General features: G+C 68.5%; 17 protein-coding genes. 10 read left to right on the top strand and 7 right to left on the bottom strand.

What is annotated here, in order from left to right; all coding sequences use genetic code 11:
- Positions 1-262 precede the first annotated feature (262 nt).
- Positions 263-2,905 (bottom strand): erythromycin esterase family protein, encoded by a 2,643-nt coding sequence (locus tag ILP92_RS13255; protein ID WP_198916889.1) that lies wholly within the window; start codon positions 2,903-2,905, stop codon positions 263-265.
- A gap of 258 nt (positions 2,906-3,163) precedes the next feature.
- Here ILP92_RS13255 and ILP92_RS13250 point away from each other — a divergent pair, with 258 nt between their 5' ends.
- Positions 3,164-3,424, top strand: a complete 261-nt coding sequence (locus ILP92_RS13250) for a hypothetical protein (protein WP_198916888.1) — start codon at positions 3,164-3,166, stop codon at positions 3,422-3,424.
- A 70-nt stretch (positions 3,425-3,494) separates the two neighbouring features.
- On the opposite strand, the gene ILP92_RS13245 is transcribed toward ILP92_RS13250, so the two are convergent.
- Both ILP92_RS13245 and ILP92_RS13240 read right to left on the bottom strand, forming a co-directional pair.
- The gene (locus ILP92_RS13245; RefSeq protein WP_198916887.1) at positions 3,495-4,577 is read right to left on the bottom strand and encodes a cytochrome c3 family protein; all 1,083 of its coding nucleotides are present in this window, start codon (positions 4,575-4,577) and stop codon (positions 3,495-3,497) included.
- A gap of 152 nt (positions 4,578-4,729) precedes the next feature.
- Entirely contained in the window at positions 4,730-6,130 is a 1,401-nt protein-coding gene (locus tag ILP92_RS13240; protein WP_198916886.1) for a preATP grasp domain-containing protein, read from the bottom strand.
- A 38-nt stretch (positions 6,131-6,168) separates the two neighbouring features.
- Here ILP92_RS13240 and ILP92_RS13235 point away from each other — a divergent pair, with 38 nt between their 5' ends.
- The 9 genes from ILP92_RS13235 to ILP92_RS18875 all read left to right on the top strand — a co-directional run bounded on the left by ILP92_RS13235 (position 6,169) and on the right by ILP92_RS18875 (position 14,133).
- Positions 6,169-6,987, top strand: coding sequence for a class II glutamine amidotransferase (locus ILP92_RS13235; RefSeq protein WP_198916885.1), 819 nt, complete (start codon positions 6,169-6,171; stop codon positions 6,985-6,987).
- Positions 6,988-7,414: 427 nt separating this feature from the next.
- Positions 7,415-8,632: a thiamine pyrophosphate-dependent dehydrogenase E1 component subunit alpha gene (locus tag ILP92_RS13230; RefSeq protein ID WP_198916884.1), complete on the top strand. Its 1,218-nt coding sequence runs from the start codon at positions 7,415-7,417 to the stop codon at positions 8,630-8,632.
- Between the two features lie 30 nt (positions 8,633-8,662).
- A complete protein-coding gene (locus ILP92_RS13225; protein WP_198916883.1) occupies positions 8,663-9,631 on the top strand; it encodes an alpha-ketoacid dehydrogenase subunit beta in 969 nt (322 codons plus the stop codon).
- A complete protein-coding gene (locus ILP92_RS13220; protein ID WP_198916882.1) occupies positions 9,624-9,932 on the top strand; it encodes a type II toxin-antitoxin system MqsA family antitoxin in 309 nt (102 codons plus the stop codon). Before ILP92_RS13225 ends, ILP92_RS13220 begins: the two co-directional genes overlap by 8 nt.
- Positions 9,932-10,480 carry a hypothetical protein gene (locus ILP92_RS13215; protein ID WP_198916881.1) on the top strand — a complete coding sequence of 183 codons (549 nt, stop codon included), beginning with the start codon at positions 9,932-9,934 and terminating at the stop codon, positions 10,478-10,480. The genes ILP92_RS13220 and ILP92_RS13215 overlap by 1 nt, the downstream gene beginning before the upstream one ends.
- 26 nt (positions 10,481-10,506) lie before the next feature.
- Complete coding sequence (locus ILP92_RS13210) at positions 10,507-11,058, top strand: hypothetical protein (protein ID WP_198916880.1); 552 nt, start codon at positions 10,507-10,509, stop codon at positions 11,056-11,058.
- Positions 11,059-11,074: 16 nt separating this feature from the next.
- Positions 11,075-12,502: an MBOAT family O-acyltransferase gene (locus ILP92_RS13205; RefSeq protein WP_198916879.1), complete on the top strand. Its 1,428-nt coding sequence runs from the start codon at positions 11,075-11,077 to the stop codon at positions 12,500-12,502.
- A gap of 19 nt (positions 12,503-12,521) precedes the next feature.
- Positions 12,522-13,490, top strand: coding sequence for an SGNH/GDSL hydrolase family protein (locus ILP92_RS13200; protein WP_198916878.1), 969 nt, complete (start codon positions 12,522-12,524; stop codon positions 13,488-13,490).
- Positions 13,491-13,554: 64 nt separating this feature from the next.
- Complete coding sequence (locus ILP92_RS18875; protein WP_198916877.1) at positions 13,555-14,133, top strand: HPF/RaiA family ribosome-associated protein; 579 nt, start codon at positions 13,555-13,557, stop codon at positions 14,131-14,133.
- A gap of 7 nt (positions 14,134-14,140) precedes the next feature.
- Here ILP92_RS18875 and ILP92_RS13190 read toward each other — a convergent pair whose 3' ends face one another.
- From ILP92_RS13190 to ILP92_RS13175, 4 genes are all read right to left on the bottom strand, one after another.
- Entirely contained in the window at positions 14,141-15,352 is a 1,212-nt protein-coding gene (locus tag ILP92_RS13190; RefSeq protein ID WP_198916876.1) for an ABC transporter permease, read from the bottom strand.
- Position 15,353: 1 nt separating this feature from the next.
- Positions 15,354-16,058: an ABC transporter ATP-binding protein gene (locus ILP92_RS13185; RefSeq protein ID WP_368667886.1), complete on the bottom strand. Its 705-nt coding sequence runs from the start codon at positions 16,056-16,058 to the stop codon at positions 15,354-15,356.
- Positions 16,051-17,313, bottom strand: a complete 1,263-nt coding sequence (locus ILP92_RS13180; protein WP_214650048.1) for an efflux RND transporter periplasmic adaptor subunit — start codon at positions 17,311-17,313, stop codon at positions 16,051-16,053. The genes ILP92_RS13185 and ILP92_RS13180 overlap by 8 nt, the downstream gene beginning before the upstream one ends.
- 80 nt (positions 17,314-17,393) lie before the next feature.
- On the bottom strand, positions 17,394-19,214 hold the full coding sequence (locus ILP92_RS13175) for a PHA/PHB synthase family protein (RefSeq protein WP_198916875.1): 1,821 nt from the start codon (positions 19,212-19,214) through the stop codon (positions 17,394-17,396).
- Positions 19,215-19,286 lie beyond the last annotated feature (72 nt).

The raw sequence follows: 19,286 nt of genomic DNA, 5'->3' as shown, positions 1-19,286 counted from the left end.
GTCCAGGACCGACCGGGGCGGCCACGCGCTGTTGGATGAAATGAGAAGGGGAAGCAGGATAATGCACGAATAGAAAAGGATTAAAAATGCGTGCGGCATCGGTAATGACGGCTCCGAGGTGCATGGACGAGCCTAGCGGTGACCCCGTGCCCGGCACTTGATCCCGATCAACGAGCCACGAATATTTCGCGGCTGCAGCATACCCGATTCCGGCCCATGCGCGGCTTGCGACGCGTGGCGATGGCGGGACGGGCGGCTCGGCTCAAAGCCCGAAGGGATAAAGCTCGTCTTCGCCCGGCGCAGGCGTCGTCGGCAGGGGGGTGACGGACTTCGTCCGGTCGAACCAGACATAGGCGTCGAACTGGTCGGCCAGCGTCGCGGCGCTGTAATGGCTCGAGCGCTCGGTCTCGGGGCGGTAGATTACGCCGATATACCGTTCCAGCCGCGTCCCGCGCAGCGCCGCGTGCGCGCGGGCCTTGCCGCCTTGCCGCAAATCCAGAAGAAAGCGCTCGTGGCCCACATCGTGGCACAGCGCCTCGTAGCTGTCGGGGCGCGGGCGGCGGATCTGCATCACCTGCATCGGCGTGTCCCACTCGGACGCCGCGGCGACCGTGCCCGTGGCCGTTCCGAACCCGATCAGCGCAGCGTCGTCACCGAAAGCCTCGCGGGTCAGCTGGCCGATGTTCAACTCGCCCCGCGACTGGCCCATATCGGTGAACCTTGCATCCCCGATATGCGAATTATGCGCCCAGATCACGACTTTCGTGTCGGGCCCGCCATGCTCGAGGATCTGCTTCAGCGTCTCGAACATGTGGCTGTCGCGCAGGTTCCACGAAACGTGCGAGCCGTAATACATGGCGCGGTAATAGCGCTCGGCATTGGCCACCAGCCGCGCGTTCTGCGCCGCGTCGAAGAAACGGTCGCCGTCGCGCGTGGCGTAGTCGAGCTCGCGTTTCAGCAGATCGACCAGGATGGTGTTCACCGCCCCCTCGCAGATCGCGAAGCCGTGGGTCAGGGCGGCACGGCCATAGGCCGCGGGCTCGCGCGACCAGGGCGATAGGCAGCCATAGCGTTTGCGCGCGACCTTCGCCGCGGCGGGATCCACGCGGTCCAGATAATCAAGCACCGCCGCGATCGAGGCGTTCATGTTGTAAAGATCGAGCCCGTGAAAGCCCACGCGCCGATCCTCGGGCAGGTGGGCGTTGTGCGCGCGCAGGGATTTGACGAAATCCTCGAACTCCGCGTTGCGCCACATCCAGGTCGGAAAGCGCGCGAAGGCGGGCGTGTGCATGGCGCGCGGCGGCAACTGGCGCACGTCCCGGTCGATGGCCGCGGCGTCGGGCCAGTCCGCTTCCGCCGCCACCGCCGTGAAGCCATGCTGCTCGATCAGCCGCCGGGTGATCGCGGCGCGGGCGCGGTAGAATTCGGACGTGCCGTGCGAGCATTCGCCAAGCAGGACGATGCGGCGCGACCCGAAGCGGTCGAAGCTGTCGGCGAAGGCCGGGTCGTCGATCTCGGGCAGCGGCTCGGCCACGTCGGAAAGACCGGCCCGGTCGAGCGTCGCGGGCCGTGGCGGGGCGGGCGGGGTCTTCGCGGGGCTGAAATGGCGTCCCAGCCAATCGACCGCGTGCTCGACCACCGTGTCCAGCGTGCCGGGCTCCTCGAACAGGTGGCCCGCGCCCGGCACGATCCGCAGCGCCTTTTCGCAGCGCAGCGCGGCCAGGGCCTGCTGGTTCAGGGCGATGACCTCTGTATCCAGTCCGCCCACGATCAGCACCGTCGGCGCGGTGACATAAGGCAGCGACATGCCTGCCAGGTCGGGTCGCCCGCCGCGCGAGACGACGCAGGCGATCCGCGTCTTCATCTCGGCCGCGGCGACCAGCGCCGCGCCCGCGCCGGTGCTGGCGCCGAACAGCCCCACGGGCAGATCCGCGATATCGGGCTCGGACGCGACCCACATCGTCGCTTCCACCAGCCGTTCGGCCAGCAGCGGGATATCGAAGACGTTGCGGCGATCCTGCCCTTCCTCGGGGGTCAGCAGGTCGAACAGCAGCGTCGCGAAGCCCGCCGCGTTCAGCTTCGATGCGACGTGGCGATTGCGCGGGCTCAGGCGGCTGGACCCGCTGCCATGGGCGAAGATCACGATGCCGGTGGGGCGTGCGGGCAGGCTCAATTCGCCCTTCAGCCCCAGGGGCGGGATCTGGACCTGGCGCACCTGCACGGGGTCGGGCGCGTCCCGGGGCGGTTCGGCTTCCCAGCGCGCGCGCAGCAGGCGCACCGTTTCGTCGTCGGACAGCTGGTGGAAATCGCGGAAAAACGCGCCGACGCCGCGAAACGCGGTGGACGGGATCAGGCAAACGGTGTCGTCGGCGATCTCGGACAGCTCTTCCAGCGCCGACACGGGGGCGACCGGCAGCGCCACCACGATTCGCGCCGCGCCCTGGCGTCGAAGCGCGGTCAGCGCCGCCTTCATCGTGGCACCGGTGGCAAGCCCGTCATCCACCACGACCACCGTCCGGCCCGACGGGTCGAGCCGGGCCCGGTCGCCCACATAGACCTTCTTGCGCCGGTCGAGCTCGGACAGCTGCTCGGCATAGCCGCGTTCAAGGAAGTCCATGTCGGCGCCGCTCATGCGCATGACGTCCTCGTTGATGACCACCTGGGCGTCCACGCCTTCGACGATGGCGCCCAGGGCCACCTCGGGATTGCCGGGCGCGCCGATCTTGCGCACCAGCAGCACGTCCAGCGGCGCGCCAAGCTCGCGCGCCACCTCGGCCGCGACCGGAACGCCGCCGCGGGGCAGGGCGTAGATCTGCGGGCGATCCAGGTCCATCTCGGCCAGCCGCCTGGCCAGGTCCCTGCCGGCCTCGGCGCGGTCTTTGAAGGTTGATGCCCCGTGATCCATGGCGGGCTGTGTACCCGAAGATCCAACCTGTCCGCTTGATCGTACTCAAGCGGGCACGCTTTCCCGGCCCGATCCGCCAACCGATCAGCGGTGTCGCGACGCGCGTGATCGGTCTTCCGCCGAAGGCCCCGCCACCCGGTCGGCGGAAGTTCGCGGGTGGTGATTCGCATGCGCAAATTTTGATCTACCGCAAGATGGCGCGGAAACTTTTCTGACAGTAGTATCCAATCTACACCTCCCCTAGAAAGGGTCAGACGAATGTACCACGCGACCAAGATTCGCGATGGCCGTGCGCGGTCCGATGCTCCTTCCGTGCAGGACCGCCCGACCCGACACAGACCGGCAGAGCAGGCGGATTGGCGCGATTGGGTCGCGGCCCTCGGGCCGCTGCCGAAGCCCACGTTGCAGGCCTTCGTCGATCTGGGCATGACCGATGACGAGATCGCGCGCTATCACCGCATCCCGCCGACCTGCATCCCGAAAATGCGCCGCATGTGGGACATCCATTGCACCTGCTGAAGGGCGCAATTACCCGTCCCCGCCTGTCCCGAAGACGCGCGATTCCGGTGGTCCCGGCATCCGCGGACGTTCAGGGGCGGGAATAGGCGCTCATATCCAGCTCGATCGCCGCGGAAAGCGACTGCAGGCTGTCGAACAGCAATTGCAGCACGTATCGCGGGTTGTGCGCGTAGCCGCCGGGATCCTTGCCGACGAGCTGGTAATTATAGGCCGCCCGCAGAAGCCGGGGCGTCCAGGACTGGTAGCAATTCCCGAAGACAGCCTCGTCGTCATCGGCCATGCCGTCCGCATCGGTGTCGGCGAAAAAGTAGGGATAGCGCTCGGCGGCATAGACGATCGGAGCCCCGGCGACGCTTTCCCCATAGGCCCCGATCGCCTCCCCCAAGCGCGCGTATAGCGTCAGGATCTCGCCATGGATGCCCTCGGCCCGGTCGCCATCCCCGTCGAAATCGCGGCGCCCGGTGCGGATCTCGCGGGGCGAGGTTAGGCCACTATGGCAGTCGGTGCAGCCGTCGAAGGTGACGGCGGTCGAATGCGGGCCGTGGCATTCGGTGCAGGTATCGAACCGGCGGACATGCTCAAACCGCCCGGCATAGGTTTTGCCCGCGTATTGATAGCCGCCGCGCACGACGCCCCCCAGCATCGTGGCCGCCGAGGCGCGATAGTGGATGTTCTGGAACGCCAGGTCGGGCGAGACGTCGTCGTCGCCCATGCCCGCCACGGCCGCATCGACGCCATCGCCCGACATGCGGCCCTGGTGGCACGTCGCGCACACGGCCGCGTCGTCCCAGTCCGGGACACTGACCCCCGACGGAAAGGTGACCGTCCGCAACGCCATGGCCGCGCCGGTGTGGCACGCCACGCAATCCACGGGCGCGCCGGTAGGGGCCGGATGATCGACGACGCCCGCCTGCGTGCCGTCCGCGCCCAGGAAATCCACGAAGCCGGGGCCCGAATGGCAGGTGGCGCACTCCTCGGGCACCGCGCCGTCCGCGTCCCAGTGGGTGAAGGCCTGCGCGCCGCGTTCGGCATGCGGCGACGCCAGCCATTCGGCCGTGATCCGGGCCAGATCCTCCATCTCGCTTGCGCCAAGCGGGTCGGGACGCGGGATCAGCAGCGCGGCGAGCGCCAGCATGGGGATGAGAACGCGCATGGGGCCTTTCCTTCAGGTGGGCGGGACTGGACCAAGCTTGCCCCCGAAATCCCGCGCGCGCCTTGACGCGGCTCAAGCCCGGGGGGACCGCGCTGCAGTAGGCGTGGGCCATGGAACCGCGTCCCGATCATCCCCGCAGCCGGTTGCGGCGGCTACGCGATGGCCAGGCGCCGTCGCGCTTCGGCAAGGATGCGATCGGCCCCGGCCTGGCTTGCCGCGATGGCGACCGCGCAGAACGTGGCGGGCGGTTCGGCCTCGGGCGGGGACAGCAGGATCAGACCGCTGTCGGACGCCCCCTTGCGCAACAGCAGATCGTCCAGCGCCCCGAGCAGCGCGCCCGTCCGCAGAAGCGGTCGGTCCAGCCCGTCCTGCGCGATGGCGATCCCGCGCGGCGGCTGCCCGGTCACGTTGGCCGCCGCGGCCAGCGGGATCGACACACCGCTCCACCGGCCGTTGCATTCGATCCAGTGCAGCGTCCCGTCGGCCAGCAGGATGGCGTCGAAGGAACACCACCCGAAATAGCCCAAGCCCTGCAGAAGACGCGACAGCTCACCGGCCTCGGCCACCATCTTGTCGCGGATCGCCCCCGGCAGATGCGCCGGGACGGCGCCCACGAATTCGCCTTCCAGCCCCGCCACCTGTTGCTGGAAAAGATGCCGCACTTCGGGCGGCCCGTCGGACGGCAATGGGATGAAGACCTGCGCCGACGGGCTTTGCGTCACGCCCGTCTCCCAAACGCCAACCAGGATCGGATAGGTGCCGCCCCAGCCGGTCGCCCGCAGCCGCGCCAGGATCAGTGCGCGGATCCGGGCCAGGTCCATGCCGCCCAGCAGGGCCGCGGGAAGCCGCAGGTTGCCGCAGCCGCCGGCGCTGCTCGGCACCTTGATCACCACGTCCTCGCCGGAGGCCGCGATCCGCGCCACCTGCGCCGCCGCGGCGGCGGGCCCGAAGGCATGGAACGATGCCGGGACCGTCCGCGCGCCAAGCACGCGCCTGGTCTGCCGCCAGAACCACAGCTTGTTGTTGCACCGGCGCGCGATCCGCGGCGCGGGGCCGTGCACGAAGACCGGGCATTGCGTGGCGTCGCCCAGGATCTGGGCCAGCCGCCAATCGTGACCGTTCGTCAGGTAGGACCGGATCGTCAGGCTGTCGCGGTCGCGCAACAGGGTCCTCAGCGGCTCGAACAGCTCGGGCAGCGTGTGGCACAGCTTGGCGACGGGCGCGGGGCTGGGTGCGGGGGGTGCCAGGAACGTGACCGACTCAAGACCCAGGATGTCGCCCACGTAGTGCTCGAACGCGGCCGAGCGTCGACGCACCACGACCACGTCGCCGGGCCGGGCCAGAAGCGCCATGCGGTGATCCAGGATCGACGGGGTCAGCCCCGAATGCAGCTCCATCATCGACTGGTCGCCGATCAGAAGCGACGGCCCCGGCCCCGCGCCCTGGTGCACGTGCGGACCGAACTGGGCCTCTGTCCGGAAGGCCGGTTCCTGCGCCAGCAGCGCCGCGACCACCTGCGCGACGTCGCGGTCCGGTGGGGCGGCCTCGTTCATCGCGCGCGCCCAAGGCCGGGCCCGCGGGGGGCACGTTGATGTGCCGCCTCTATGCCATGCACGCCAACGAGCCGACCCGCGTCGAATGCGGACTGGTGCAGTCGCAAAACGCGCTGATGAAGCAGTCCAGGGCCGACCTGACGGGCATGATGCACGGCCACGGCTGGGGGGTCGCGGATTATCCCGAAGGCGTTCCGAAGATCGAAAAGCAGACCTGGGCCGCCTTTCATGGCGAACACTTCTCGAAGGCGGCCGCCCGCGTCTACGCCAAGACGGTCGTGGCCCATGTCCGCCGCGCCACGGTCGGCGGCACCAGCCTTCAGAACACCCACCCGTTCCAGCACGGCCGCTGGATTTTCGCCCATAACGGGACGGTGCCCGGCTTCGAACGGGTCCGGTTCCTGATGCTCGATCACATAGACCCCCTTCACCGGGCCGAAATCCGGGGCGAGACCGACAGCGAGCACGTCTTTCGCTATCTCATGAGCCTGTTCCTGCGCCACCCCGAGAAGGGCCTGCTCGCCACCGTCAAGCACGGGCTCGAGCAGGTCGTCGCATGGGCGCGCGAGGTCGCGCCGGACAAGCCGGTCGGACTGAACATCGTGCTGACCGACGGCGACCGGCTGGTGGGCGCGCGGCTGAACCGGACCCTGTCCTTCATCCGCCGCGACCACCGGTTCAAGTGCCCGATCTGCGGCAAGCCGCATGTCCTGCACGACCCCGGAACCCGCTATCGGGCGATCGAGGTCGCGTCCGAGCCGGTGACGCAGGAACCCGAATGGGCCGAGGTCCCGAACGGCGTGGTCTATCGCGCCACGCGGGATTTCGACCTGTCCTGGGTGCCGCTCGATCTTTAGCGTGCCGTCGTCCTGGCACCCCTTGGCGGATCGCCCCACGCACCGGGACACGCCTTGGCAGCCACCGGAACGGGGCGTCGAAAACCCGGCCGCGCGGGGTCGAACGCAAACCTCCATCGGTCCTCCTTCCGTGCCTGCCCGTCCCGTCTCATCGCCCCTTCACGTCCGGACTTCAGGATAAACGGATACCCGCGCGCGGGATTGACCTGCGTCATGTGCCGCGATGCGCGCCCCGGGCATTGCCGCACAGGTCTTGCCACGCGCGGACCGCCTTGGCCCGCGCGCGCGAAGACCCTTCCGGCCAGACAGAGTAGCTCGGTCAGGCCGACCCCGCTTGACCGATATCAAGCCGATCCCCGGGATCTGGTTCATCCTCTGTTCCATGGGCCCGCGCAGCCTTGTGGGCCGCAAGTTGGAGGATACTGTCATGGAGAGTTTGACGCGTATCGCGGCCCCGTCTGCCAGCCAGGACGACGGACCCGCATCCGAATCCCGCCGTGGGTTTTTGCAATTGGCCGCCGCGACCGGCGCCGTCGTGTCCATGGGCACCCGCGCCTTCGCCAATGGCGACATCGCCTTCTATGCGAAGGATTTGTCGGACGAAAAGCTGGTCGATATGTACCGGACCATCCTGAAGATCCGCTGGCACGAGCGGACGCAGGCCGACCAGATGCTGACGAACCCCGATTACCGGGGCTACAACCACTTCTACGCGGGCCAGGAAGCGGTCGCCACCGGCGTCTGCGCCACGCTCCGCAATGACGGGCCGTTCGAGCAGATCGACCTGGCCTATTCGTCGCACCGGCCCTCGGGCCACGCGATCGCCAAGGGCGTCGACATCCCCAAGATGTGCGCCGAGAACGACTTCCGCGCGACCGGCCTGAACAACGGCTACGCCGCCGAGATGCACCTGTCGGACCCGTCCGTGGGCTTCGTCGGCGCGGATGGCATGATCGGACCCTCGATGCCCATCGCGACCGGCTCGGCCTTCGCGTTCCGGGCCCGCGGCTCGGACCAGGTGGCGGTCGTCTTCGGCGGTGACGGCACCTACGCGACGCCCCAATTCCATTCGTCGCTGAACAACGCCAGGATGCTGGATCTGCCGTTCATCTACGTGCTGGAAAACAACCTTTACCACCAATACGCGCATTACAGCTATTCCTGCCCGCACAAGGACATCGCGCGGGCGGCCGCAGCCTATGGCATCCCGGCGCGGGTCGTGGACGGCCAGGACGTGTTCCAGGTCTACAACGCCGCGAAGGAAGCCGTGGACCGCGCCCGTGCGGGTGGCGGCCCCAGCTTCATCGAGGCCAAGACCTACCGCTACTACAACCACTGGGGCGCACCCGGCGCCACCGCGGGCGAGCTTGGCGCCTTCGGCTACGACCCGCTGGCGATCACGTCGTTCCGGCCCGAGCGCGAGGTCCGCGCCTGGATGCAGCGCGATCCCGTCGATATCGCCCGCAAGACGCTGATCGACTGGGGCACCCTGGACGCCGCCGCGGCCGACGCGATCGAGACCGAGATCAAGGCCGAGATCGCCGAAGCCTTCGCCTGGGCTGCCCAGCAGCCCCTCTGCACACCCGAGGACGGTCTGAAGCACGTCTTCGCGGACGGTGCCGTGCCCGCGCGCCAATTCGGCTGATGCGGCTCGGTCTGATGAAAGGATAAACCGATGGCACAGAAAAGTTGGATGTATTCGGTCCTCGAGGCCGTTCAGTGGGAGATGCAGAACGATCCCAGGATGATCTGGATCTTCGAATTGACGCCGCCCGTGGCGTCGAACCCCGGCATGCCGGTGATCAACCTGGAAACCGAATTCGGCCGCAAGCGCGTGGTCAATACCGGGATCGACGAATACTGGATGGCGTCGTGCTGCCTGGGCGCCAGCCTCGCGGGGTCGCCCGCGGCGACGTATATCCCGTACCAGGGGGCCCTGATGCCCTTCGAGGTGATCCAGAACGTCGCGGGCAAGCTGCGCTACATGACGGGCGGGCGGGCGTCCATGCCCGTCGTCTGGATCATCGAGATGACCGGCCAGACGCCGGGCTTCGCCGGCCAGCATTCGTGCTACGAGGAAGACAGCTACTACGCCCATATCCCCGGCGTGCGCACGGTCATCCCGTCGACGCCCTACGACGCGAAGGGCATGATGCACGCGGCGCTGCGCTCGTCCGACCCGGTGGTCTATCTCTATCCCGCGGGCCTGCGCACGCTGGTCGAAGAGGTCCCGGACGAGCCCTACGAGGTGCCGCTGGACAAGGCCGCGTTGCGGATGGAAGGCAGCGACCTGACCATCGTCGGCTCGGGCGCGGGGATGCCCGAGGTGCTGAAGGCCGCCGAGGCGCTGACCGCCGAAGGCATGGGCGTCGAGGTGGTGGACCTGCGCGTCCTGAAGGAGATGGACACCCAGACATTGGTGGACTCGGTCGGCAAGACCAAGCGGCTGCTGACGGTCGACCAGTCCTACTACACGCTGGGACCGGGGGCCGAGGTGATCGCCCGCGTCGCGACCGAGGTGGAGGGCGCGAAATACAAGCGCGTGGCCTTCCCCGACGCGCCGCCGCCCGCCTCGCCCGAGATGTTCACTTGGATGCGGCCCGATGCCGAGAAGATCGCGGGGGCGGCCCGTGCCCTTGTCTGAGCCCACCGCCGCGGTGCCGGGGGGCGATGCGCCGACCGGCACCGGCACGCCCGGCACCTGCACGGCTTGCCAATCCGGTCGCCTGGTGCCCGAGCGCGTCAAGTCGGCCTTCTGGGACGATGCCCGCCTGGTGGTCGTCGAAGATATCCCCGCCCTGGTCTGCACGGCCTGCGGCGAGCAATACCTGGACGACCGCACGGCCCTTCAGCTCGACCTGTTGAAGGGCAGCGGTTTTCCCACGGAAAAGGCGCGGCGCACGATGACGGTTCCCGTCTTCGCCTTCGCCGATCCGGGCCCCTGATGCCCGGCCCGCGCTCCACCTGGCTTGCGGGCGTCGCGGTGGTGGCCCTCGTCGCGGCGGCCTTGGCGGGCGACGAGCTCTACGACTTCATGCCCGACGGCGGCCGCACGCTTCTGTTGCGCCTGACGGGCGAGGACAGCCTTGCCGAGCTTGCGGCGCGGGACGCGGATGCGGACGCCTGGACGGCCTGGGCGCTCGACCGCGCCCCGGACCTGGACCCGCGGCAGGCCCGGACCTTCGCGGGCTACGCCGAGATCAACTTCCCCCTGGACGCGGACACGCTGGCCGCCCTCGCCGCGTCGAACGATGCCGCCATGCTGCCGCCCGACGGCAAGGACCTGGCGATCGGCCAGTGTCAGTTCTGCCACGCGCTGTTTTCCGGCTACCTGACCCACGACCGGGACGAGACGGGCTGGCGTGGCACGTTCAAGTCACCGTTTCACAAGGAAATTCCCATGACCGAGATCCAGCGCGACACCTTCGCGCGCTACTCGGCCCTCAACATGCCGCTGAAATTCGAAGACGTGCCGCCCGAGCTGCGTTTCTGACCCGCCGGGCGGGGAAAGGAGGACCGATGCGCATCATTCCAGCCCTCATCTGCGCCCTCGCGGCCGCGACGATTCCGTGGCAGACGCGTCCCGCATCGGGTCAGGACGATGTTTTCGACTTCATCCCCGACGGCGGCCGGACGCTTCTGGAAGGGCTGGCCCGGACCGGCCTGAACGACGATCTGGCGGATGCCATCGCCACCGAAACGGGCGATGCCGCGGCATGGCGCGACAAGCTGGTCGCGGCGCAGGCCGATAGTGCCATCGACAGCTGGCAGCTGGACACGCTGGCGCAGTACCTGGCCGCCAACGCGCCCATGGACCCCGCGGGCGATCTGCCGCGCGACGGCCGCGACATGGTGCTGGCGCAGTGCCAGTCCTGCCATATCGTCACCGTGGTCGTGACCCAGGACCGGACCCGCGACGCTTGGCTGGGCACCCTGCATAAGCCCAGCCATATCGAGATAAACCTGACCGAGGACGAGCGCGGCGCGCTGGCCGACTACCTGGTCCTGAACGCGGGCATCCCCATCGACCTGGTGCCGCCCGAGCTGCGGGCCGGGGGCGCGTCCTACTGAAATCCGGGGGGCCTTGATGCTGTTCACTTCGCCCGGCTTCCTGGTCTTCCTGCCCGCAGCCGCGCTGGTCTTCTGGCTGCTGCCACGGGGCGTGCGGCTCTGGTGGATGCTGCTGGTCAGCGTGCTCTACTACGCCAGCTTCGGGCTATCGAACCTGGCCTATCTCGCCGCCGTTGCCGGGATTGTCCTGGTCGCTGGCCGCACTCTGTCCCGTCCCGCGGCAGGCCCGCGGAAGGCGGTGCTTTGGGGCGGCGTCGGGGGCGTCCTGACGCTGCTCTTCGCGCTGCGCTACTACGATCCACTCGTCGCCGGGACGGGATTGCCGACGCACGGACTGGCCGCGCCCGCGGGCTTTTCCTTCTACGCCTTCATGGCCATCGCCCTGCTTGTCGACCGCTATCGCGCCGCCGCAAACCCAAGCGCGGGCATCGCCGCGGACGTCACCTACCTGGCCTGGTTTCCGAAGATCTTGGCCGGTCCGATCCAGCGGATCGACCCCTTCCTGCGCGAGCTTGGCAAGCGTCCCCTGCCGCGCGCGTCGTTCCTGGTCCTCGGCGCGCAGCTGTTCGTCTGGGGGCTGGTCAAGAAGGTGGTCGTCGCCGACAACCTGGCCCCCTTCGTCGACCGTACCTACGCCATCCCCGATTACGCGGTCCCGATGGAGCTGCTGATCGCCACCTACTTCTTCGCCTTCCAGATCTACTGCGACTTTTCGGGCTACACCGACATGGCGCGCGGCGCGTCGCTGGCCTTCGGGCTGAAGCTGCCCGAGAACTTCCGGCGGCCCTATTTCGCGGGGTCCATCGGTGATTTCTGGGGCAAGCGCTGGCACATCACCCTGTCGGACTGGTTCCGGGACTACGTCTATCATCCGATCCTGGGCCCGCGCCGGACGCCCGCCCGGATGTATGCCGGGATCATGGTCGTCTTCGTGCTGAGCGGCATCTGGCACGCGGGCCTCGGCTACGGCATCGGCTGGGGCTTCGTGGCCTGGGGCGCGCTGAACGGCCTGTTGCTGTGGGTCGAGCGCGCCTTGCGTGGCCCGCGCAAGGCTGTCGCCGCCCGGATCGGAAACGGCTTCGGCGGCATGGTTTATCGCGCGCTGGCCGCGTTGCTGGTGTTCCACCTGATCCTTGTGACCTGGATCTTCTTCCGGGCCGCCGACCTCGGCGACGGGATCACGGTGCTGACGCGGATTTGGGCGGCGCTGCCGGATCTGCCCGCCTTGCTGGCCCGCTATCCGTTCACGCCCGAGCATCGGTTCCTCGCCGCGCTGATCCTGGCGCTGCTGACCATCGAGCTGGTCTGCGAGCGTCCGGCATGGGTCACGCGGCTTCGGACAGCGCCCCGCCCGCTGCGCTGGTCGGCGTGGTATGCGTGCCTCTTCGCGCTGATCCTGCTCGGCCGCTGGCAGGGCCAAAGCTTCGTCTACATGCAATTCTGACAGGAAGGCAGACCAACCCATGCAAGCGCGTCAGACCTTCACGCTGCGGCAGGCCATCGTGTTTGGCCTGGTCTTCGTGCTGCTCTACGCCGCGCTCGTCTGGCGGGCCGAGCGCGGCGTGCGGGCCATGGCGCCCGAGACCGCACTGCAAAGGCTGGCGGCTTTCGACGGCGGGCAGGTCGACTGGCTGGTCCTGGGCGCGTCGCACGCGCTTCCCTTCGCCTTCGGCGATCTGCCCGGTCGGGTCGCCGAGGATGCGGGGCTGTCGATGCTGGTCTTGGCCGAGGTCGGGACGGGACCGGTCTATGCCGACCTGATCCTGCAGCGCGCGTTGGAGACGCTCGATGTCCGGCGCGTCCTTTACGTGGCCGACAGCTTCGCCCTCACCAGCCGAGATTGGAACGAAGCGCGGTTGTCCGACCGCAAGCTCCTGGCCCGGACGCCGCTCGACCCGGTGACGGCCCGGCTTTTGACCCGCCGCACCCTTGCGGGTGACATGCCCCTGACCGCTCTGGCCGACTACCTGACGGGATTTTCCAAGTTGAACCCGGTCGAGCGGTTCCCCCAGGTGGGCTGGCAGGGGGCCGCCGATTTCGACCAGACCCAACGCCCGTCCCGCCACGCGGTCGCCGCGCGGATCGGGTTTCTCTATCCCGAGACCCCGCCCGATCCCGACACCATCCGGCGCTATCTTGACGCCATGTCGCAGCTGATCCACCGCGCGCGGGCATCCGGGGCCGACGTCCACGTTCTGAAGCCGCCGCTGCCCCCCGCCTTCGCCGACGCCCTGCCCGCCGAGGCCGAGATCCACGCCCTGCTCGCCGGGGTTCTGAACCAAAAGGGCATCGCGCTGATCGACGCATCCGGCGACGTGCCCGAGCCCGGGCATTACTTCGACACAGACCACCTGAACCGGGCCGGGCTGGACGCGTTCTACGACGCCAGGCTGCGCGATCTGCTTCTGGCGTCGGACCGGCCGGGCAGTTGACCAAGGTCAACCGATCGCGGCGCCGGCCCGCTAGGCTCGGCCGCACGCAACGACGGAGGCGGCCGTGACGGTGCCCACTGACATCACCTTCCAGGGCCTCGCCCAGTCCGATGACATCGAGGCCCGCATCCACGAACGCATCGCGCGGCTGGACGCCATGAGCCCCGATATCCACAAGTGCCACGTCTGGGTCCGCGCGCCGCACCAGAAGCACAAGGCCACGCAATACATCGTCGATCTGTCGGCCGAGATGCCGGGCCAGACGCTTGCCATCACCCACCATCCGGGCGACGACCAGGCCCATACCGACCTGCGTGTCGCCATCCGCGATTCGTTCAACGCGCTGGAACGCAAGATCCGCAAGTGGAGCGACACCCACAAGGGCCGCCCCGACGTCCACGTCCAGCCCTTGCAGGGAAGGATCGCGTCGCTCGACCCCGCCCGCGATTGCGGCCAGATCGAAACGACCGACGGACGCCTGATCTATTTCCACCGAAATGCCGTGGAAGACGATCGCTACGACACGCTGGAAAAGGGCGACACCGTCGAGCTCGGCGTCGATCACAAGGATGCCGACGAAGGGCCGCACGCCTCGATCGTCCGCCTGATCGGGTCGCTGCGCTTCACCGACACCCCGCGCTAGGGCACGCTCATTCGTGGCGCAGCGCCTCGATCGGGTCCAGCCGGGCGGCGCGGCGGGCCGGGAAGTAGCCGAACACGATCCCCACCAGCGCCGAGAACCCGAAGGCCAGCAGGATGATGCCCGGGTCGGGCGTGAACGGGATCGCCAGCCACCGCGCGCCCAGGATCGCCAGCCCAAGACCAAGTGCTATGCCGATCAGCCCGCCGATCAGCGACAGGATGATCGCTTCGACCAGGAACTGCAGCAGCACCTGGCGCGCCTGTGCGCCGATGGCCAGCCGGATGCCGATCTCGCGGGTGCGCTCGGTGACCGACACCAGCATGATGTTCATGATCCCGATGCCACCCACCAGCAGGCTGACGGCGGCAACGGCCGACAGCAGGCCCGTCAGGATGTCGGTGATCCCCGACAGCATGGTGGCGAACTGCTTCATGTCGACCACCTCGAAATCGTCCTCCTCGCCGCGGCCGATGCGGCGCAGGTCGCGCATCAGAAGGGTGATGTCGTCCATGGTCCGCTGGATCGAGGCGCCGTCGCGGACCGACACGAACAGCGTGGACACGTCGGTGTTTCCCGCGATGCGGCGGTGATAGGTCCGGATCGGCAGGATGACGAAATCGTCCTGGTCGCTGCCGAAGGTCGATGCGCCCTTGGACTTGAGCCAGCCCACGACCTCGCAGGACAGCGCCTTGATGCGGACCGTCTCGCCCACCGGGTCGGCGTTTCCGAACAGGCTGTCGCGCACCGTCTCGCCGATCACGCAGACCGGCTTGCCCGATTGCACCTCGGCGGGCTCGAACAGCCGCCCGCGCTGCAGCTCCCACCGCGCGGCTTCGAAATAGCGGTTGTCGGTGCCGATGATGTCGGTGCGGCGGTTTTCATTGCCGAAGACGACCCGCGCCCGACTTTGGCTGATCGGCGCCGACAGCGCCACGGCGGCGATCTGCTCTTGCACCGCGTCGTTGATGGCCAGCGTGAACATCGGGTCGGCCGTGCCGCCGGGGCCGCCCTGCATCGTGTCCTGGCCGGGCAGCACCATCACGATGTTGGTGCCCAGCTTCTCCACGTCCGCCGTGACCTGCCGGGTCGAGCCCTGGCCGACCGTCACCATGGCGATCACCGCGGCCACGCCGATCACCACCCCCAGCACCGTCAGGAACGACCGCATGGCGTTGCGGAAGATCGCCTGGATCGCCAGCCGGATGGTTTCCCAAAGCATGTCAGGACGCCTTTCGCGTGGGCTCGTCGCGCGCGATCCGCCCGTCGACCATCCAGATCAGCCGGTCGGCGTAAGCGGCCATGTCCGCCTCGTGCGTGACCATGACGATGGTCAGCCCCTCGTCCCGGTTCAGCGCCTGCAGCATCTCCATGATCTCGACCGACGTGCGGGTGTCCAGGTTGCCCGTGGGCTCGTCGGCCAGCACCACCTGCGGATCGCCCACCAGCGCGCGGGCGATGGCCACGCGCTGCTGCTGGCCGCCCGACAGCTCGCTGGGATCGTGGTGCGCGCGGCCCGCCAGGCCCACCTTGCCGAGCGCTTCCGTGGCCGCCGCGCGGCGCTGGGCGCGGCCCACGCCCTTGTAGATCAGCGGCAGTTCCACGTTGTGCAGGGCCGAGCTGCGCGGCAGCAGGTTGTAGCCCTGGAACACGAAGCCCAGGAAATGGCGGCGCAGCAGCGCGCGCTGGTCGCGGCTCAGACCCGCCACCTCGATTCCGTTGAACCGGTACTGACCGCCCGTCGGGCTGTCGAGACAGCCGATCACGTTCATCGCCGTGGACTTGCCGGACCCGCTGGGCCCCATGATGGCCACGAATTCGCCCGCCTCGATGGTCAGGTCCACCCCGTCCAGCGCGTGTACCGCGATCTCGCCCGACCCGTAGATCCGGGTGATGCCGGTCAGCTGGATCAGCGGCGGGTCAGCCACCGTTCTGTTCCGTGATGACCCTGTCCCCTTCGGTCAGCGGACCTTCCAGGATTTCCGTCACGCGCCCGTCGCTGTCACCCGCCCGCACCGGGATTTCCTGCGCCACGCCATCCCGCAGCACCCACAGCGTCCGGTCGTTGCCCCGGCCCGCATCGTCCGCCCGATCGGGGATCAGCATCCCCAGAAGCCCGCTGCGCGCGTCGTCATCCTCGGGCGCCCGTTGCGGGGCGTAGCGCAGCGCGGCGTTTGGGACGACCAGTGCATCCGACACCTCGGCCACGACGATATCGGCGGTGGCGGTCATGCCGGGCCGCAGCAGCATCCGCGCGTTGTCGATGGTCAGGATCGTCTTGTAGGTCACGACCCCGTCGATGGTCTCGGACGCGAAACGCACCTCGGACACTTCGGCCGGGAAGCGCCGTTCGTCATAGGCATCGACGGTGAACTCGGCGGCGTTGCCGATTGCGACCCGGCCGATATCGGCCTCGTCCACGTCGACCTGCAATTCCATTTCGCTCAGATCCTCGGCCACCGTGAAGAGCACCGGCGCCGACAGCGATGCCGCCACGATCTGGCCGGGATCCACCGACCGGTCCAGCACCACCCCCTTGATCGGAGAGCAGATGCAGGCCTTGTCCAGCTCGGCGCGGTAGAGATCCAGGTTGGCCTCCGCCAGCGACTTGTCGGCCTGCGCCAGCTGCAGCTCGGCCTGTGCCCGTCGGAACGTGGCCTGCTGTGTCGTGTAGGCCTGGTGCGGCGTGACGCCCCGCTGGTCCAGGTCGCGCGCGGCCTCGAACTTCTCGCGCGCGTCGTCCAGCGACGCCTGGGCGACCGCCACCCGCGCGATGGCCGCATCCAGCGACGCTTTGGCGATCTGGAACTGGGCGTCCAGCTTCGTGGTATCGAGCCGCGCCAGCACGTCGCCCACCTCGACCGCGTCGTTGAAGTCCACCTCGACGGTGGCAAGCGTGCCCGACAGCTCGCTGGAGATCTCGACCAGGTTGGTGGGCTCGACAGTGCCGGTGGCGGTGACCGTCACCACGATGTCGCCCCGCGCGGCCGGGGCGGTCACGTAGCCGACGGCCTGCGGGGATCCGGCGCGGCCCAGCAGGTACCACCCGATCGCGGCCAGGATCAGGGCGGCGACGGCCAGCAGGACCCAGACCCGCCGCCCCGCGCGCCGCGCATCCATGCCAAGGATCGCGGCGATGTCACCCGGCGCCTTGTCCTTCACGTCTGCCTCCCTTTCGCGCATGTCGCCTCCCATCTTCCGTGCAGGGCGGGGCGGGCGCATTGATCCCGATCAGGTCGCCGGGCCGGGCGGCCTTGGGCGCGTCAGGGCTGGAAGATGTAGCTGCCGGGCGCTTCCATCAGCGGCGGATACCCGGCCTCGGGCGCGCCCATGGGCGGCGGCTTCTGCGCGCCGGAGGACGCGCCGCGTAGCCACTTGGCCCACGGGATCCACCATGACCCGTCGATCGCGTCGTGGGTCGCGTACCAGGTGTCCGGATCCACGTAGCGCGCCCCGGCCTTGCGCGCGCCGATCCGGTAGTGCCGCCGCGGGTGGCCCGGCTCGCTGAGTATCCCGCCATTGTGCCCCGAGCTGGTCAGCGCGAAGGTCAAATCGCTTTCGGTGAAAAGCCGCACCTTGTAGACGGATTTCCACGGCGCGATGTGGTCCGCCTCGGTGCCCACGATGAACAGCGGCGCGGCGATGTCCTTCAGCGCGATCACGCGTCCCTCGACCGCGAAGCGGCCCGCCGTCAGCCGGTTTTCCATGAACAGCCCGCGCAGGTATTCCGAATGCATCTTCGCAGGCATCCGCGTGGTGTCGTTGTTCCACACGGTCAGGTCCGACGGCAGATCCTCCTTGCCCAGGAAATAGCGCCGGACCGCGCGGGCATAGATCAGGTCCTCGGCCCGGATCGTGGCGAAGGTCCGGCTCATCTGCGGGCGGTCCAGGTAGCCCTGCGCCCACATCATGTCCTCCAGGAAGGCCAGCTGGCTTTCGTCCAGGAACAGCATCAGCTCGCCGGGTTCCGAGAAATCCACCTGCGCCGCCAGCAGCGTGATTGAGGCCAGCCGATCGTCCCCGTCGCGCGCCATCGTGGCCGCCGCGATCGCCAGGATGGTGCCCCCAAGGCAATAGCCCGTCGCGTGGATCTTCTGACCGGGGACGATGGCGCGGATCGCGGTCAGCGCGGCCATGACACCGTCCTTGCGGTAATCCTCGAGCGACAGATGCGCCTGGTCGCGGGTCGGGTTGCACCACGAGATCATGAAGACGGTGAAGCCCTGCTCGACCAGGAAGCGGACCATCGAGTTCTCGGGCGACAGGTCCAGGACGTAGTATTTCATGATCCAGGCCGGCACGATCAGCATCGGCTCGGGATGCACCTTCTGCGTCGTCGGCGTGTACTGGATCAGCTCGAACAGCTCGTTGCGGTGCACGATCTTTCCCGGCGTGCAAGCCAGGTCCTTGCCCAGCTGAAAGCCCTCGGGCGGCGGCTTGCGCGATTGCGTCAGGGTCTGCAGCAGATCGTCCGCGAAATGCTGCGCCCCTTCGGCCAGGTTGGTGCCGTGGCAGTCGAGCGTGCGCTCGATGATCTCGGGGTTCATCGCGGGCATGTTCGACGGCGATACCAGGTCCAGCGCCTGGCGCACCATGAAGCGCACCCGGTCCGAATCCGCGGTGCTCAACCCGTGCAGCTGGTCCGTGGCGTGGTCCCACCAATCCTGCGTCGCAAGGAAGGATTGCTGCCAGAAGGCGAAGGGCATGTTGCCCCAGCCGGGATGGGTGAACCGGTGATCCAGCGGCCTGGGGCGAAACGGCGGATCCTCGTCTGTCGACAGGGACCGTGCGGCGTGGGCGGCAACCTTCAGCATGTTGCGCATCGCCGTCTCGAGCAGTTCGACCTGGCGACCGGGCGCGCGGCTGAGGTGAAGGGACCAATCGCTCCACGCCTGGAACACCGAGAACGGGGACACCCCGCCGGTCGAGCGCGAGATCATGTTGTTCACGATCCGGTCCAGCGCCAGGTAAGGGTGGTCCTCGGGCGGCTCCGGCACGGGCGGCGGCTCGGGGATCTTCATGGGAAGGGTCCGAAGCGTCTCGATGGGCGATGGTGTGTCTGTGGTGGATCGTCTGGACGGCATGGCATCTCTTTCGATGGTCGGATGCGGGCCCGTTATGGCCGTGCCGCAACCTTACCGGCCCGCGCACGGGCC

This window comes from Palleronia pontilimi, assembly GCF_016412875.1.
Taxonomy (GTDB): Bacteria; Pseudomonadota; Alphaproteobacteria; order Rhodobacterales; family Rhodobacteraceae; genus Palleronia; species Palleronia pontilimi.
Note: the sequence above shows the minus strand (reverse complement) of the source record. Positions and strands in the feature narration are given on the sequence as shown.

Excerpts from the sequence above, each read along its gene's own strand:
- ILP92_RS13255 (WP_198916889.1), bottom strand. The coding sequence starts at position 2,905 with ATGGATCACGGGGCATCAACCTTCAAAGACCGCGCCGAGGCCGGCAGG.
- ILP92_RS13250 (WP_198916888.1), top strand. The coding sequence starts at position 3,164 with ATGTACCACGCGACCAAGATTCGCGATGGCCGTGCGCGGTCCGATGCT.
- ILP92_RS13245 (WP_198916887.1), bottom strand. The coding sequence starts at position 4,577 with ATGCGCGTTCTCATCCCCATGCTGGCGCTCGCCGCGCTGCTGATCCCG.
- ILP92_RS13240 (WP_198916886.1), bottom strand. The coding sequence starts at position 6,130 with ATGAACGAGGCCGCCCCACCGGACCGCGACGTCGCGCAGGTGGTCGCG.
- ILP92_RS13235 (WP_198916885.1), top strand. The coding sequence starts at position 6,169 with ATGTGCCGCCTCTATGCCATGCACGCCAACGAGCCGACCCGCGTCGAA.
- ILP92_RS13230 (WP_198916884.1), top strand. The coding sequence starts at position 7,415 with ATGGAGAGTTTGACGCGTATCGCGGCCCCGTCTGCCAGCCAGGACGAC.
- ILP92_RS13225 (WP_198916883.1), top strand. The coding sequence starts at position 8,663 with ATGGCACAGAAAAGTTGGATGTATTCGGTCCTCGAGGCCGTTCAGTGG.
- ILP92_RS13215 (WP_198916881.1), top strand. The coding sequence starts at position 9,932 with ATGCCCGGCCCGCGCTCCACCTGGCTTGCGGGCGTCGCGGTGGTGGCC.
- ILP92_RS13210 (WP_198916880.1), top strand. The coding sequence starts at position 10,507 with ATGCGCATCATTCCAGCCCTCATCTGCGCCCTCGCGGCCGCGACGATT.
- ILP92_RS13205 (WP_198916879.1), top strand. The coding sequence starts at position 11,075 with ATGCTGTTCACTTCGCCCGGCTTCCTGGTCTTCCTGCCCGCAGCCGCG.
- ILP92_RS13200 (WP_198916878.1), top strand. The coding sequence starts at position 12,522 with ATGCAAGCGCGTCAGACCTTCACGCTGCGGCAGGCCATCGTGTTTGGC.
- ILP92_RS13190 (WP_198916876.1), bottom strand. The coding sequence starts at position 15,352 with ATGCTTTGGGAAACCATCCGGCTGGCGATCCAGGCGATCTTCCGCAAC.
- ILP92_RS13180 (WP_214650048.1), bottom strand. The coding sequence starts at position 17,313 with ATGCGCGAAAGGGAGGCAGACGTGAAGGACAAGGCGCCGGGTGACATC.
- ILP92_RS13175 (WP_198916875.1), bottom strand. The coding sequence starts at position 19,214 with ATGCCGTCCAGACGATCCACCACAGACACACCATCGCCCATCGAGACG.